At 67.8% G+C, this 13,952-nt stretch carries 16 protein-coding genes; 9 read left to right on the forward strand and 7 right to left on the reverse strand.

Going from position 1 to position 13,952, the window contains the following annotated elements; all coding sequences use genetic code 11:
• Position 1: 1 nt before the first annotated feature.
• Positions 2-1,288: a transcription termination factor Rho gene (gene rho, locus V8J39_RS11475; RefSeq protein ID WP_336461014.1), complete on the reverse strand. Its 1,287-nt coding sequence runs from the start codon at positions 1,286-1,288 to the stop codon at positions 2-4.
• A gap of 173 nt (positions 1,289-1,461) precedes the next feature.
• Positions 1,462-1,914 (reverse strand): CopD family protein, encoded by a 453-nt coding sequence (locus V8J39_RS11480; protein ID WP_336461015.1) that lies wholly within the window; start codon positions 1,912-1,914, stop codon positions 1,462-1,464.
• A gap of 428 nt (positions 1,915-2,342) precedes the next feature.
• Here V8J39_RS11480 and V8J39_RS11485 point away from each other — a divergent pair, with 428 nt between their 5' ends.
• Genes V8J39_RS11485 through dnaQ form a run of 4 tightly spaced genes read left to right on the forward strand, consistent with a single transcriptional unit; the run spans position 2,343 to position 5,092 of the window.
• Positions 2,343-2,975, forward strand: a complete 633-nt coding sequence (locus V8J39_RS11485) for a Maf family protein (protein ID WP_336461016.1) — start codon at positions 2,343-2,345, stop codon at positions 2,973-2,975.
• Positions 2,972-3,808 carry a shikimate dehydrogenase gene (locus tag V8J39_RS11490; RefSeq protein WP_336461017.1) on the forward strand — a complete coding sequence of 279 codons (837 nt, stop codon included), beginning with the start codon at positions 2,972-2,974 and terminating at the stop codon, positions 3,806-3,808. The genes V8J39_RS11485 and V8J39_RS11490 overlap by 4 nt, the downstream gene beginning before the upstream one ends.
• Positions 3,805-4,398 carry a dephospho-CoA kinase gene (gene coaE, locus V8J39_RS11495; RefSeq protein WP_336461018.1) on the forward strand — a complete coding sequence of 198 codons (594 nt, stop codon included), beginning with the start codon at positions 3,805-3,807 and terminating at the stop codon, positions 4,396-4,398. The genes V8J39_RS11490 and coaE overlap by 4 nt, the downstream gene beginning before the upstream one ends.
• Positions 4,391-5,092, forward strand: coding sequence for a DNA polymerase III subunit epsilon (gene dnaQ / locus V8J39_RS11500; RefSeq protein WP_336461019.1), 702 nt, complete (start codon positions 4,391-4,393; stop codon positions 5,090-5,092). The genes coaE and dnaQ overlap by 8 nt, the downstream gene beginning before the upstream one ends.
• Before the next feature lie 3 nt (positions 5,093-5,095).
• Here dnaQ and xylB read toward each other — a convergent pair whose 3' ends face one another.
• Entirely contained in the window at positions 5,096-6,526 is a 1,431-nt protein-coding gene (xylB, locus tag V8J39_RS11505; protein WP_336461020.1) for a xylulokinase, read from the reverse strand.
• Between the two features lie 459 nt (positions 6,527-6,985).
• Between xylB and V8J39_RS11510 the strand changes: the two genes are divergently transcribed.
• Positions 6,986-7,903, forward strand: a complete 918-nt coding sequence (locus V8J39_RS11510; protein ID WP_336461021.1) for a YihY/virulence factor BrkB family protein — start codon at positions 6,986-6,988, stop codon at positions 7,901-7,903.
• Here the strand turns inward: V8J39_RS11510 and V8J39_RS11515 are convergent.
• Together V8J39_RS11515 and V8J39_RS11520 are read right to left on the reverse strand one after the other, a co-directional pair.
• Entirely contained in the window at positions 7,875-8,207 is a 333-nt protein-coding gene (locus tag V8J39_RS11515; protein WP_336461022.1) for a phage holin family protein, read from the reverse strand. The two genes, V8J39_RS11510 and V8J39_RS11515, sit on opposite strands and share 29 nt — an antisense overlap.
• Positions 8,208-8,243: 36 nt before the next feature.
• Complete coding sequence (locus tag V8J39_RS11520; protein ID WP_336461023.1) at positions 8,244-8,624, reverse strand: DUF883 family protein; 381 nt, start codon at positions 8,622-8,624, stop codon at positions 8,244-8,246.
• Positions 8,625-8,841: 217 nt separating this feature from the next.
• On the opposite strand from V8J39_RS11520, the gene V8J39_RS11525 reads away from it, so the two are divergent.
• A complete protein-coding gene (locus V8J39_RS11525; RefSeq protein ID WP_336461024.1) occupies positions 8,842-9,027 on the forward strand; it encodes a DUF1328 domain-containing protein in 186 nt (61 codons plus the stop codon).
• A 90-nt stretch (positions 9,028-9,117) separates the two neighbouring features.
• Here V8J39_RS11525 and V8J39_RS11530 read toward each other — a convergent pair whose 3' ends face one another.
• Positions 9,118-9,930 carry a response regulator gene (locus V8J39_RS11530; RefSeq protein ID WP_336461025.1) on the reverse strand — a complete coding sequence of 271 codons (813 nt, stop codon included), beginning with the start codon at positions 9,928-9,930 and terminating at the stop codon, positions 9,118-9,120.
• A gap of 96 nt (positions 9,931-10,026) precedes the next feature.
• Between V8J39_RS11530 and V8J39_RS11535 the strand changes: the two genes are divergently transcribed.
• Genes V8J39_RS11535 through V8J39_RS11545 form a run of 3 tightly spaced genes read left to right on the forward strand, consistent with a single transcriptional unit; the run spans position 10,027 to position 12,566 of the window.
• A complete protein-coding gene (locus V8J39_RS11535) occupies positions 10,027-10,197 on the forward strand; it encodes a NepR family anti-sigma factor (protein WP_336461026.1) in 171 nt (56 codons plus the stop codon).
• Positions 10,194-10,766: an RNA polymerase sigma factor gene (locus V8J39_RS11540; protein WP_336461027.1), complete on the forward strand. Its 573-nt coding sequence runs from the start codon at positions 10,194-10,196 to the stop codon at positions 10,764-10,766. The genes V8J39_RS11535 and V8J39_RS11540 overlap by 4 nt, the downstream gene beginning before the upstream one ends.
• A gap of 54 nt (positions 10,767-10,820) precedes the next feature.
• Positions 10,821-12,566 (forward strand): sensor histidine kinase, encoded by a 1,746-nt coding sequence (locus V8J39_RS11545; protein WP_336461028.1) that lies wholly within the window; start codon positions 10,821-10,823, stop codon positions 12,564-12,566.
• 255 nt (positions 12,567-12,821) lie between these two features.
• Here V8J39_RS11545 and V8J39_RS11550 read toward each other — a convergent pair whose 3' ends face one another.
• On the reverse strand, positions 12,822-13,847 hold the full coding sequence (locus V8J39_RS11550; protein WP_336461029.1) for a PRC-barrel domain-containing protein: 1,026 nt from the start codon (positions 13,845-13,847) through the stop codon (positions 12,822-12,824).
• Positions 13,848-13,952: the final 105 nt, after the last annotated feature.

The following is a 13,952-nucleotide window of genomic DNA, read 5'->3' on the forward strand; positions in this document are numbered from 1 at the left end:
CTCAGCCGTTCATCGAGTCGAAGAATTCCGAGTTCGTCTTGGTCTGCTTCAGCTTCGAGATCAGGAACTCGATCGCATCCGTAGTACCCATCGGGTTGAGGATGCGGCGCAGCAGGTAGGTCTTCTGCAGGTCTTTCTGTTCGACCAGCAGGTCCTCTTTCCGGGTGCCGGACTTGAGGATGTCCATCGCCGGGAACACGCGCTTGTCGGCGACCTTGCGGTCCAGCACGATTTCCGAGTTACCGGTGCCCTTGAATTCTTCGAAGATGACTTCGTCCATCCGCGAGCCGGTATCGATCAGCGCGGTCGCGATGATCGTCAGCGAACCGCCTTCCTCGATATTCCGCGCTGCACCGAAGAAGCGCTTCGGCCGCTGCAGCGCATTCGCATCAACACCACCAGTCAGCACTTTGCCCGAGGACGGCACCACGGTGTTGAAGGCACGACCAAGTCTTGTGATCGAGTCGAGAAGGATCACAACATCTCGTTTGTGCTCGACCAGACGCTTGGCCTTTTCGATCACCATCTCGGCCACCGCGACGTGACGGGTGGCGGGTTCATCGAAGGTCGACGAGATCACCTCGCCTTTCACCGACCGCTGCATGTCGGTGACTTCCTCGGGACGCTCGTCGATCAGCAGGACGATCAGGTAGCATTCCGGGTGATTGCGCTCGATCGAATGGGCGATGTTCTGCAAGAGAACCGTCTTGCCCGTCCGCGGCGGCGCCACGATCAGCGAACGCTGTCCCTTCCCAATCGGCGACACCAGATCGATGATCCGGGCCGAACGGTCGCGGATCGTCGGGTCCTCGATCTCCATCTTCAGCCGCTCGTTCGGATAGAGCGGCGTGAGGTTGTCGAAGGCCACCTTGTGGCGGGCCTTCTCGGGATCGGTGAAGTTGATGCCCTCGACTTTGGTCAGCGCGAAGTAGCGCTCGTTCTCGCCCGGGGCGCGGATCACGCCCTCGACGGTATCGCCGGTGCGCAGCGAGAACTGGCGGATCATGTCGGGCGAGACGTAGATGTCATCCGGACCCGGCAGATAGTTCGCCTCGGGCGAGCGCAGGAAGCCGAAGCCGTCCTGCAGCACTTCCAGGACGCCATCCCCGCCGATCGTGTAGCCTTCCTCGTCGGCATATTCGCGCAGGATCGAGAACATCATCTCGCCCTTGCGCATGGTCGAGGCGTTCTCGATCTCGAGCTCTTCCGCCATCGCCAGCAGATCCGCCGGGCTTTTCGCCTTCAGGTCGGACAGGTTGAGGCGTTCGTCTTCGAGGATGTCGGACATGGACACTCGTTCAATGGGGCCGGGGCCCGGTGGGCCGGGCGCGGACGGTCTGGGATATCTGTCAATCGGGGGGCGCGATGGGCCGGACGGCCCTGCTGGCAGCGCAGATAAGGATCGCGCGGCCACGAGTCAACGATCTTGGCGATTTTCGGCGCGGCGGATCGAGGGTTGCGTCAGAACTTAACGATCACCGACACCACGATCACCACCAGAAGCAGCGTCGGGACCTCGTTCGCGATCCGGTAGCTGCGCCCCGGCAACCCATTCCCCCCGGCAAGCGCGCGGCGCTGCCGTGCCAGCCACATGTGAAACACCGTCATCGCGATGACCGAGACCGCCTTGGCCCAGGGCCAGGCGAAGCTCCAGCTGACGACCCCGGGCGTGGCGACCAGCGCCAGGCCGAAGATCCACGTCGCGATCATCGAGGGGTTCATGATCAGCCGAAGCAGCTTCTGCTCCATGATCACGAAACTGTCAAAAGGCTCGGAACCCGGACCGGGCCCGGCGCGTTCCGCGTGATAGACGAAAAGCCTTGGCAGATAGAAGATCCCGGCCATCCACGCGACGACCGAGATCACGTGCAGTGCCTTCGTCCAGGGGTAGAGCGAGATCAAGAGGTCCGTCATCGGGGCAGTCTCCGGTCGGCTGGGATCTCTCCCCTATTAACAATCTATTTAGAAAGAAGAAGAGTAGTTGAATCTGTAGGGCCTGTGGATCTCTGGATTTGGCAGGTTCTCCCGCAGGTTTCCCACATGGCGTCCGTCTGTGGACCAATCCGTGGGGGAATCGTGGGATCGGACAAGGTGACGGTAAAACACGATATTTATCAGTGTGTTGTAACAAGTCTCTCGTTCGTTCGCATGTGGGTTGTCTGTGGGTGGCACGAGCGTTGCCGGCAGGACTCACATCCTCGGGAAAACCGGACCAACACGTGGAAAAGGGGGTAGCGCGGCGGGGGTGGATGGGGTGAAACGGGGGCCCGGTCGCCCGGCACCCGCTTCGTCCCCGCCCCGCCTACAGGGCTCGCCCCCGAGTCCCGCACAGGAATATCCACATGCCCGTGCCGCCTGCAGATCCCGCCCCCCAGCCCAGGACGCGGCTGGTCCTTGCCACCGGGTCCGAAAGCCGGCGGGCGATGGTTGCCGCCGCGGGCCTGACCGCCGATCTGGCGCCGGCGCGGATCGACGAGGAGGCGGTGCGGCAGGCGCTCGCGGCCGAAGGCGCCTCGCCTCGCGACCAGGCGGATGCGCTGGCCGAGATGAAGGCGCGCAAGATCTCGGACCGGGTGCCGGGGGCGCTGGTGCTGGGGGCGGACCAGATCCTCGACCTCGACGGTCAGGTCTTCGCCAAGCCCGAAACCGCCGAGGCCGCGCGCGCCCAGCTGGCCCGGCTGTCCGGCAAGACGCACCGGCTGCACTCGGCCGCGGTGGTCTACCGCGACGGCGAACCGCTGTGGCGCCACGTCGGCACCGCGCGGCTGACGCTCAACACGCTTTCAGAGCGGTTCATCGACGGCTATGTCTTCCGTAACTGGGACGACATCCGCCACACCGTCGGCGGCTACATGATCGAGAAGGAGGGCGTGCGCCTCATGGCACGCATCGAGGGCGACCACTTCACCATCCTGGGGCTGCCGCTGCTGCCGCTGCTGAACTGGCTGCGCGTGACCGGAGAGATCGACGGATGAACGATCATCCCCGGATTCCGCTCGCCGGCGTCATCGGATCGCCAGTCGCGCATTCCCGCTCTCCGAAGCTGCACAATTTCTGGCTGAAGCGGTACGGGCTGCAGGGCCACTACATCGCGATGGACATCGCGCAGGCCGACCTGAAAGAGGTGCTGCGCACGCTGCCCAAGGCTGGCTTCGTCGGTTGCAACGTCACGATCCCGCACAAGGAGACCGTGCTGCAGATCGCCGACGTGGTCACCGACCGCGCGGCGCTGATCGGCGCGGCCAACACGCTGATCTTCCGCCGCGACGGCAAGATCCATGCCGACAACACCGACGGCTACGGCTTCGTCGCTTCGCTGCGCCAGGATGCCCCGCACTGGGCGCCGCAGACCGGGCCGGCCGCCGTCTTCGGCGCCGGCGGCGCGGCGCGGGCGATCGTCGCCTCGCTGCTCGAGGTCGGCGTGCCCGAGATCCGCATCGCCAACCGCTCGCGCCCCCGCGCCGAGGCGCTGCGCCAGGAATTCGGCGCCAAGCTTGTGGTCTGCGACTGGACCCAGGCCGGCATGATGTTCGACGGCGCGGTGACGGCGGTGAACACCACCGCGCTCGGCATGGTCGGCAAGCCCGAGCTGGTGCTGCCGATGGATGCGCTGTCGCCCGACTGCATCGTGACGGACATCGTCTACACCCCGCTGCGCACACGCTTCCTTGAGGATGCCGCCGCGCGCGGATGCAGCACCGTCGACGGTCTGGGCATGCTGCTGCACCAGGCGACCCCGGGGTTCGAACGCTGGTTCGGACAACGGCCCGAGGTCGACGACGAAACGCGGTCCGCGGTCCTGGCATGACCTTCCGGCTTGGCCTCACCGGTTCGATCGGGATGGGCAAGTCGACGACCGCGTCGATGTTCGCGGACGAAGGCGTGCCGGTCTGGGATGCCGACGCGACCGTGCATCGGCTGTACGGCCCCGGCGGCGCGGCGGTCGCGCCCGTGGGCGCGATGGCGCCCGGTACGGTCACAGATGACGGCGCCATCGACCGGGCGAGGCTGAAGGACTGGCTGGGGGGTGATCCGGGCCGGCTCATCCTGCTCGAGGCGATCGTGCACCCGCTGGTGGCCGCCGACCGCGCGGCCTTTGTCGCGGCCCATGCGGCGGCGGCGCTGGTGCTTCTGGACATACCGCTTCTTTACGAGGCCGCCAGCACCGATGCCGTCGATGCGGTGGTCGTCGTCTCGGCCCCCGCGGCGGTGCAGCGCGCGCGCGTGCTGGCGCGCCCCGGCATGACCGATGCGGTGCTCGAGATGATCCTCGCCCGGCAGATGCCGGATGCCGAGAAGCGGGCCCGCGCCGATTACGTGATCGAGACCGTGACGCTCGAGGCCGCGCGCGACGCGGTGCGGGCGCTGGTCGCAAAACTGGGAACTTCCGATGCGTGAGATCGTCCTCGACACTGAAACCACCGGTTTCGACCCTTCGAGCGGCGACAGGATCGTCGAGATCGGCGCGGTCGAGCTGTTCAACCACATGCCGACGGGCCGCACCTATCACCAGTACATCAACCCCGAGCGCGCGATGCCGGCCGAGGCGTTCGCGGTGCACGGGCTTGGCGACGACTTCCTGTCGGACAAGCCGGTGTTCAAGCGCGTCGGGCAGGCGTTCCTCGATTTCATCGGCCCGGATTCCAAGCTGGTGATCCACAACGCCAGCTTCGACATGAAATTCCTCAATGCCGAGCTGGGCTGGGCCGGGATGCCGCGCATTCCCGACGACCGCGCGATCGACACCGTGATGATCGCGCGGCGCAAGTTCCCGGGCTCGCCGGCCTCGCTCGACGCGCTGTGCCGCCGGTTCGGGGTCGACAATTCGGCGCGCGAGAAGCACGGCGCGCTTCTCGACAGCGAGATCCTGGCCGAGGTCTATCTGGAGCTGCTGGGCGGCCGTCAGCCCGATCTCGTGCTGGCCTCGGGCCCGCAGGTGCCGGCTGCCGGCGCCGTGGTGACCGAGGGCTGGCGCCCGCCGCCGCGCCCGCAAAAGCTGCCGCCCCGCCTCACCGAGGCCGAGCGCGCCGCCCATGCGGGCTTCGTGGCCAAGCTGGGCGACGCGGCGGTCTGGAAACGCTTCGGCGGCTGACCGTCAAAGCGCGTCGCGCGATCCCCGCCAGCGGGCATAACCGTCGTCGAATGCGGGTCGAAGCGCCGTGACAGGCTCGATCACGCGAGCGATCTCGGGCTGGGTGCAGATCTCGACGCCCGCGCCTTCGACGGCCATCATCCCCATCCGCGCCGCGCCGAAGGCGCCGCCGAAATCGCCCGCCACCGGCAGCGACACCGGCGTGCCGAGCACGGTCGCGATCACGCCCAGCCAGTAGTCCGAGCGCGACCCGCCGCCCACGGCCAGCAGGCTGTCGATCCGGGTGCCGGTCGCGGCCAGCGCGTCGCGGCAGTCGCGGATCGCGAAGGCGACGCCCTCGAGCACGGCGCGGGTCATCGCGTCGCGGTCGGTCGCATGTTCAAGCCCGAGGAAGCCCGCGCGGATCGCCGCATCGTTCAGCGGGGTGCGCTCGCCGCCGAGATAGGGAAGAAAACGGGTCTTTCCCGGCGCTGCGACGTCGGACCCCAGCGCGCGCACGAGGTCGGCGGCCCCCGCCCCGGCGATGCGCGACCACCAGTTCAGCGCATCGGTCGCCGCAAGGATCACCCCCATCTGGTGCCAGGTGTCCGGGATAGCGTGGCAGAAGGTGTGCACCGCGGTCGCCGGGTCGGGGCGATAGCCGTCATCGGCCGCGAACAGCACGCCAGAGGTGCCGAGCGAGACGAAGGCCTCGCCGCGGCGCACCACGCCGACGCCAAGCGCCGAGGCGGCATTGTCGCCGGCCCCGCCCGCGACCACCACCTGCGGCGAGAGGCGCAGCTTCGCCGCCAGTGCCGGGCGCAGCCGCCCGGACGGGGCCGAGCCTTCGACCAGCGCCGGCATCTGGTCGCGCCGCATGCCGCTTGCCGCGAGAAGCGCGTCGGACCAGTCGCGCGCCCCGGTGTCGAACCAGCTGGTGCCGGCCGCATCCGACATGTCGCCGACATGCTCACCCGTCAGCCAGAGCCGCAGGTAATCCTTCGGCAGCAGCACCTTGGCGACCTTCTCGAAGATCGCGGGTTCGTTCCGGGCAACCCAGACCAGCTTCGGCGCGGTAAAGCCGGGGAAGACGATGTTGCCGCTGATCTCGCGGAACTGCGGATCGGCATCCAGCTCGGCCGCCTCGCGGTGGGCGCGGGTGTCGTTCCACAGGATGCAGGGCCGAAGCACGTTGTCGGCCGAGTCCAGAAGCACCGCGCCATGCATGTGCCCCGACAGGCCGATGCCGCGGACATGGTCAAGCGGATGATCCTCGGCAAGAAGGCCCAAGACCGTCTCGGCCGCCGCGATCCACTCGGCCGGGGCCTGCTCCGACCAGCTTTCGGCCGGGCGCTGCACGGTCAGGGGCGCGGTCGCCTCGGTCAGGATCCGCTGCGCGTCATCCATCAGGATTGCCTTCAGCCCCGAGGTTCCCAAATCCAGCCCGATATACATGCGCGTCCTCCTCGCAGCCTCTGCGCGCCCCTCGCGGCGCGCGTCGCCAGTGATCGCCCGAGCCGGCAGGAAGGACAAGGCCCGAAGCCCTTTGAAAAGCCCCTGCCAAGGCATCTCCGGAGCGCGTGAAAGAAAATGAAAATATTTACGCTTTGCTAGGAACCTTCGCAGGCAAACAGAGTTTGTGCAGTGAACCGCGACGGCTTTGCCGGGCTGGCGCGGTGATCCGGCTCAGGTCCCCGCCAATGCCGGATGCCGCGGAACGCTCCCTTGCCCCACAGTCCCTCACTTAGGGAGCGTTCCGCGGCTCCCCATCGCTTCCCCTCGCACCGCTGTCCTGATGCATCCATGCCGCGGCGTCGTCGCGTCGCCTGGATGCGCGATTGCAGCTTGGTGAACCGTTCGTCACAGTTCACGCGTAGAAGCACCGAAAGGCGCGTTTCAGACGAAGGCCCGGTCTTGCGCGGAGATCAGACCCTGCACATCCCATCGCTGAAGACATTCCTCGAGATCGGCTCGGGGATGATGAAGATCATCGACGAGCGCAACCTTGGACTGGTTGCGGCGGGCGTTGCCTTCTACGCGATGTTCGCGATCTTCCCGGCGCTGGCGGCGGTGGTCTCGGTCTGGAGCTGGCTCGCCGCCGATCCCGAGGTGCTGGAAAGCTACCTTCTCGTGGCGCGGGGCTTCATCCCGGACGAGGCCTTCGGGCTGATCGCGGGGCAGGTCTCGGCGCTGGTCGCAGCCTCGGCGCAAAGCGGCATCGGCTGGCGTACGCTGATCTCGCTGATGATCGCGCTGTGGTCGACGCGGGCGGGGCTTGCCTCGGTCGTCCAGGGGCTGAACGCGATCCACGGTTATCCGAACCACCGGACGGCCAAGCAGTTCCTGCTGCCGCTGATCCTGACGATGACGGTGTTGGGGATGGCGATCCTGGCGCTGGCGACGGTGGTCGTGTTGCCGATCCTGCTGCACATCCTGCCGCTCGGCCCGATCGAGGGGCGGATCATCGGCGGGATTCCCTGGGTCATCACCTTCCTGCTGCTGCTGGTGACGATCGCGATGGTCTACCGCTATGGTCCCAACACGCGCCGGGCGCTGCGGGCGGGCTGGCTGACGCCGGGCGCGGGTCTCGCGGCGGCGCTCTGGGCGGCGGCGTCGCTGGCCTTCTCGCTCTATCTGTCGAATTTCGGTGCCTACAACAGGGTCTACGGCTCGCTCGGGGCCGGCGTGGCGCTGCTGATGTGGTTCTACCTGTCGGCCTATGCCGTGCTGCTGGGCGCGGCGCTGAACCATGTGCTGGGCATCCCGCGCCCGCATCCCGACGAGGTCGGCGGCCGGGGCCGGCTCAGGAGCCGGACCGGGCCCCCGATCTGAAGCCCTCGCCAAAGCTGCGCCCGGTCTGCACCCCGGTCAGGAAGGCCTCGGCCAGCGGCGGCGGCGCGTTGATGATCGGCGGCGGCGGCGGCGGCGGCGCCGGACGGCGCAGCATCGCGACCGCGATCAGCGCGACGACAAGATAGGCCAACGCCACGATCAGCGCCGCGAGCGCCGCGCCAAGCGCGTTGCTCAGCGCGATGAAGGCGGCCACGGTCGCGAAGATCGCGGCGACCAGCCCCGCGATGCCGGCGATAAGGCACAGCACGGCGGAACGCGCCAGTCCGGAGACGGCGCGTTGCACACGATATTCGAGGGCGGCGATGAGTCCGCCCATGCGTCAGCGACGCGCCGTGAGCAGGCCGAGCGCGAAGCCGATGCCGGCCGCGATGCCGACCGCGGTCGCGGGGCGCTCTTTGACGAAGGTGTCGGCCTGGGTCGCGACGTTGCTGGCAGCCGCGCCGGCCTGGCCGCGGATCGACTCGAGTTGGGCCGAGGCCTGGTTCGTCAGCACGTCGAGCTTGGCGAGCGTCTGGGCCCGCAGCGTCTCGGCCTGGGCCTTGGCGCTGTCGAGGGTCGACAGGCTCTGATGCTTGCCGTAGTCGCCCAGCGTGTTGGTGATGTTGGCAAGGTCGGTCTTGAGGTCGGCAATCTGCTTCTGAAGGGCCACGAGGTCAGCTTCGGCAGCCTTGCCGTTGGTGTAAGCGGCAGCACGCGCCATGGTGCACTCCTTTCGATAAATCGCCCAGGCGTGACCGCCCGGGCCGGACTGTTCATCGATCTTGCAACGTCGCCAGTGCCCTGACGGTTCCGCCGCGCAGTGCCCTTGCGGCAGAACACCGCATCGGGGACCGCGGCGGTTGCCGCGCCGGAACCTTCGCAGGTGCAGCGGCGTTCCGATCCCGACACCCATGATGCATCCACGAAAGGAGACCGCAATGCTCTACTGGGCCGCAATCTTCCTTCTCGTCGCGTCCATCACCGGATTCTTCGGCTTCGGCGGGCTTGCCTTCGCCTCGGCGGGCATCAGCCAGGCGCTGTCCGTCATCTTCCTGGCGCTCTGCGTCGCGGCGCTGATCGGCTCGGTCCGCGGCGGCCGCGGCGAGGGCCAGCCAGACCGCTGACCGCGGCGCCTGCCCTACGCCAGTCAGGATCCACGCACGAGAAAGGGCGCCCCCGCGGGGGCGCCCTTCGCATGTGAGATAGACACTCGGTCAGGCCGCGAGGGTCTCGGTCGAGGCGAAGAACATCGCTTGGCTCACGGCCGAGCGGACCTGCTCTTCGAGATAGGGCTTCGAGATCAGGAAGGCGGGTTCGGGACGCTCGCCGGTCAGCAGGCGCTCGGGGAACGCGGTGATGAAGATCACCGGCACGTCGCCAAGCTCGGCCAGGATGTCGTTCACCGCATCGATGCCCGACGAGTTGTCGGCAAGCTGAATGTCGGCGAGGATCAGCGCCGGGCGCTCCTTGCGCGCCAGTGCGACCGCCTGATCGCGGGTGCGGGCGATCCCGGTGACCTCGTGGCCCATCGACTGGACGATCGACTGGATGTCCATCGCGATGATGGTCTCGTCCTCGATCACCATGACGCGGCCAAGCACCGAACGCTCCATCTCGCGCAGCGCGATCGTGACCAGCTCCTCGGCCTCGCCGGGCGAGACCTGCATGATCTGCGCGACCTGCTCGAAGCGCATCTCCTCGATCGTGCGCAGCAGAAGCGCCTCGCGGGTGTTGCGGGTCAGGCTGGCCAGGTGGACCTGCGCCCGCGCCTCGAGCGCATCGGATCCCTCTTCGGCGACCGGCGCCCCGGCCGAGGACCAGATCGCGTGGAAGGCCCTAAACAGCGCGACGCGCGGCTCGAGCCCGGTTTCGAACAGGCTGCGATCGACGAGGATCGCCTCCAGCGTGGCGACGGCGTACCTGTCCCCGGTGTCCTGAGAGCCGGTCAGCGCGCGCGCGTACCGACGCAGATACGGCAGCTCGGGACCGATCATCGCCGAGATGTCCGCGGTTTGCCCTTCTGTCATGTCGTCTCCAGACGTTTTTTCATTTTTCTCGGAACCGAACGTGGGTCGCGGTGTTCGGTTCCAGAGCAAATGCAAAAAAGAATGCCTCGGGACATCATGACGCCAGACGCAAGCGACGACAGCAGGCCCACCGTCGAACGGCAGATCGACGAAAATCTGCGCCGGGTGTACCAGCAGATGGTCGAGGAATCCGTGCCTGACAAATTCATGTCCCTGCTCGCGCAGCTTCGCCAGCAGGACGGCGGGAAAGGCTCGGACGACAAATGACCGACGCCAAGTCCTGCAAGGATATGGATCCTCGCGACGAGCTCGTCACCCACCTGCCCGCGCTTCGCGCCTTTGCTCTGTCTCTCACCCGCAATTCCTCGGCCGCCGATGACCTCGTGCAGGACACGATCCTCAAGGCCTGGTCGAACATGCACCGCTTCCAGCGCGGCACCAACCTGCGGGCCTGGCTGTTCACGATCCTGCGCAACACCTTCTATTCGGCCCGCCGCAAGACCCGGCGCGAGGTTGCCGATGTCGACGGGATCCACTCCAGCCGCCTCGCGACCAAGCCCGACCATGACGGCCGGCTGGCGATGGCCGACTTCAAGGCGGCGTTCGAGCAGCTTCCCGACGAACAGCGCGAGGCTTTGATCCTTGTGGGGGCATCGGGCTTCGCCTACGAAGAGGCGGCCGAGATGTGCGGCGTCGCGGTCGGCACGATCAAGAGCCGGGCGAACCGTGGCCGCCGCCGTCTGGCCGAACTGCTCAAGCTGGCCGACGGTGAGGAACTGACGATGACGGATCCCGCGACCATGGCCGTGATGGCTGCCTCCGCCTCCTCGGGCTGAGACGAGGTGAAGGCCACCCTCCGCGCCTGGGCGAGGTTTACCGAAAGGCTGGGCGTGCGCCTGGCCTTTCTGCTGTCTGTCGCCCTGCTGCCGCTGGGCATGATCGCGCTGTCGCAGACCTGGCAAATGGCCCATGACGCCGAGGCCGCGTCCGAAACCGCGCTCCTTCAGCGCACCTCGAGCGTCGTCGGCGGCGAGCAGGCGATCATTCACGGCGCGCTCGGCGCCGCCGGGGCCCTGGCGCAATCGGTTCTCGAGAATATCAGTGACAGCGCGGTCTGCTCGGACATGCTGCGCGAGTTCGTCGTGCGCAGCGCGCTCTATTCCTTCGCGGGCTTCATCCCGACCAGCGGCAGGATGACCTGCTCCTCGGCCGGGCGCGAGATGGACCTGTCCGAGGACCCGCTTTTTCTGCGTTTCATGGATGCGCCGCGGGCGCAGGTGAACGCGACCAAGCGCGGCGGCGTCTCGGCCGAGCCCGTCGTGCTGATCAGCGTCCCCGTCACCCGCGACGGCGTGCTGCTTGGCATGATGACCATGTCGGTGCCGCACCGGATCCTGCTCAGCCTGCGCTCGGGCATCGGCGACGAAAGCGCGGTGGACGTGGTCTTGCTGAACGACCAGGGCGAGGTGCTGTTTTCCGAGCCGCGTCCCTTCGACCAGTCCGCCGAGACCCTGCCGCGCGACGTCCCGGTGTCGCGTCTCGGGCCGCACATGGACCAGCCGATCTTCCGCGGCCGGGACGGCGCCGGCCGCGACCGCGTCTTCGCCGCCGTCACGGCGGTGCCGAACCTTGTCTACGTGCTGGGCAGCTGGGACCCCGATCGCGCCCAGCTCAGCCGCGACCTGATCTCTCCCGCGACGATCCTGTTCCCGCTGACGATGTGGATCACCTGCCTTGTCGTGGCCTATGCCGCCGTCGACCGGCTGGTCATCCGGCACATCCGCGACCTGCGCGGCGAGATGCGTCGCTTCGCGCTGGGCCGCCGGGACCAGATCCCGCAGGTGCCGCGCCATGCCCCGTCCGAGATCACCGATGTCGCCCACACCTTCCAGAACCTCGCCCGCATCGTCATGCGCGACGAGGCCGAGCGCGAGGCGAGCCTGCAGGAGAAGACCGTCCTGCTGAAGGAGATCCACCACCGGGTGAAGAACAACCTGCAGCTCATCGCCTCGATCATGAACATGCAGATCCGGCGCGTGCACGAACCCGCGGCCCGCTCGGTGCTGAAAAGCGTGCAGGACCGGGTGGCGAGCCTCGCCACGATCCACCGCAATCTCTATCAGGCGGAATCGCTGTCCGCGGTGCAGGCCGATGCCCTTCTGGGCGACATCGTGCGGCAGATGTCGACGATGACCGCCGGCCTTGGCCAGGGGCCGCAGCCCGAAACCGATTTCGACCCGGTCAGCCTGTACCCCGACCAGGCGGTCCCCGTGGCGCTGTTCGCGACCGAGGGCCTGACCAACGCGCTGAAATACGCCACGCGCAGCCCCGAGGGCGGCCAGCGCTGGATCCGGATCAGTCTGAAGTCGACCGGCCCGGCGCGGGCGCGCCTCGCGGTCGAGAATTCGGCCGGGGGCGAGCTTCTGGCGGCCAACGAGCGGACCGGGATCGGCACCCAGTTGATCACCGCCTTCGCCGGCCAGCTTGGCACAGAGGTCGAACGGATCGACGAGCCCGACCGCTATGGCATCGCCATCGAGTTCGAGGTCGCGGCCTTCCAGGAAGGCATCCAGCAGTTCCCGCAGACCGCGCAGGGCAAGGTCACCGGCACGCCGCGCGACGGCGCCGGCCACTGACGCGCACCGGGGTCCGGGGCGCGCAGACACGTGGCCTCTTGCAGTCCCTGCAACGATGACAGCGGCGGGCCGTCGGGCGGGCACGGCGGCGAGCGACGACACGCCCCTGCCCCTCCGGCGACAGCCCCCGCATCCGTCGACCATCTTCCCGACAGGCGCCACGTCGGCATGACCCGCGCCACGCGCGGGCAGCGATGCACGACAAAGGGCCCGGGGATCTCTCCCCGGGCCCTTCGTTTCGGTCAAAGCGTCGGATCAGCCGTCGTTGGCCGAGTATTCCGGCATCTGCTCCATCTGCTCTTCGGTCTGCGTCACGTGGACCGAGAGGTTGCTGGCGTCTTCGCCCTCGGCGGTCATGCGCAGGTCGTCGAAGCTGAAGGCGACCGGCTTGGCGCCGATGCCCAGGAAGCCACCCAGATCGACCACGGCGTCGGTGATGGTGCCGTCATCGGCGATCACCAGCTCGGAGATGTCACCGACCTTCTCGTCGTTCGAGTCGTAGACCGGTGCACCCTGCAGCTGCTCGGCGGTGACGGTCGTCGGGTCGACTTCCATCGCGGCGGTCTGCTCGCCCTCGGCGGCCGGGGGCGTCGCGGCGGTGTCTGCGGCCATCTCGCTCGACCCGGCGGCCGTCCCGGCAGCGGTGCCAGCGGCGGCGCCCGTCGCGGCGCCAGTGGCGGCGCTGTCGGAGGCCATGGTGTCAGTGGACGCGGCGCCGGTGGTCGCGGCCCCGTCCGTGGCGGCGGTGCCAGTCGCGGCGGTGTTCATCGACGCTTGGTCGGCGGCTTGGTCGTCCTCTTCACCCGGCATGGTGAATTCCGGCGCGTTCTCAAGCTGTTCCTTCGAGGCGGTGAAGGCCACGAAGTACTCGCCCGCATCGTCGCCATCGGGGATCAGGTTCAGCTGGTCCATGCTAATGGCCACGGTCTTCTCGCCGATGCCGAGGAAGCCGCCGACGTCGACCAGGATCGCCTCGAGCTGGCCATCGCGGCTCATCAGCACGTCGCTGATCTCGCCGACGTCGTCCCAGTCGGTGTTGGCTTCGGTCATCTCGGCCGAGGCGTCGATTTCGCCTTCGGCGGTGTAGATGCGCTTGCCGATCAGGTTCGAGGCCGACAGCGTCTGTTCACCCTCGGCGGGCATGTACGAAAAATCGCTCGTGCCCATCGTGGCATTGGCGGCCGGCGCGGCGGTGTCCGCGGCGGGCTGTTCGGCGGTCTGGGCGTAGAGCGGCACGGCGGTCATGGCAACCAGCGCGGTCGAAGCAAGAAGCTTTTTCATCTCGTGTCCTTTCATCTCCTCCGTGGGGTCTGGCGGCCGCGTCGCGTTGCGGTGGGCCGCCGCGGCCCCGGTATGAACTGACAACGAAATGCGCAGGCGACGGTT

Origin of the sequence: Frigidibacter sp. MR17.24 (assembly GCF_037095655.1) — a bacterium.
In the GTDB taxonomy this organism is placed as follows: domain Bacteria; phylum Pseudomonadota; class Alphaproteobacteria; order Rhodobacterales; family Rhodobacteraceae; genus Frigidibacter.

Bases quoted from the DNA above. Each gene is read 5' to 3' on its own strand.
- coaE (WP_336461018.1), top strand. From the start codon at position 3,805: ATGACCTTCCGGCTTGGCCTCACCGGTTCGATCGGGATGGGCAAGTCG.
- rho (WP_336461014.1), bottom strand. From the start codon at position 1,288: ATGTCCGACATCCTCGAAGACGAACGCCTCAACCTGTCCGACCTGAAG.
- V8J39_RS11485 (WP_336461016.1), top strand. From the start codon at position 2,343: ATGCCCGTGCCGCCTGCAGATCCCGCCCCCCAGCCCAGGACGCGGCTG.
- V8J39_RS11490 (WP_336461017.1), top strand. From the start codon at position 2,972: ATGAACGATCATCCCCGGATTCCGCTCGCCGGCGTCATCGGATCGCCA.
- V8J39_RS11530 (WP_336461025.1), bottom strand. From the start codon at position 9,930: ATGACAGAAGGGCAAACCGCGGACATCTCGGCGATGATCGGTCCCGAG.
- dnaQ (WP_336461019.1), top strand. From the start codon at position 4,391: ATGCGTGAGATCGTCCTCGACACTGAAACCACCGGTTTCGACCCTTCG.
- V8J39_RS11550 (WP_336461029.1), bottom strand. From the start codon at position 13,847: ATGAAAAAGCTTCTTGCTTCGACCGCGCTGGTTGCCATGACCGCCGTG.
- V8J39_RS11520 (WP_336461023.1), bottom strand. From the start codon at position 8,624: ATGGCGCGTGCTGCCGCTTACACCAACGGCAAGGCTGCCGAAGCTGAC.
- V8J39_RS11535 (WP_336461026.1), top strand. From the start codon at position 10,027: ATGACGCCAGACGCAAGCGACGACAGCAGGCCCACCGTCGAACGGCAG.
- V8J39_RS11525 (WP_336461024.1), top strand. From the start codon at position 8,842: ATGCTCTACTGGGCCGCAATCTTCCTTCTCGTCGCGTCCATCACCGGA.
- V8J39_RS11540 (WP_336461027.1), top strand. From the start codon at position 10,194: ATGACCGACGCCAAGTCCTGCAAGGATATGGATCCTCGCGACGAGCTC.
- xylB (WP_336461020.1), bottom strand. From the start codon at position 6,526: ATGTATATCGGGCTGGATTTGGGAACCTCGGGGCTGAAGGCAATCCTG.
- V8J39_RS11480 (WP_336461015.1), bottom strand. From the start codon at position 1,914: ATGACGGACCTCTTGATCTCGCTCTACCCCTGGACGAAGGCACTGCAC.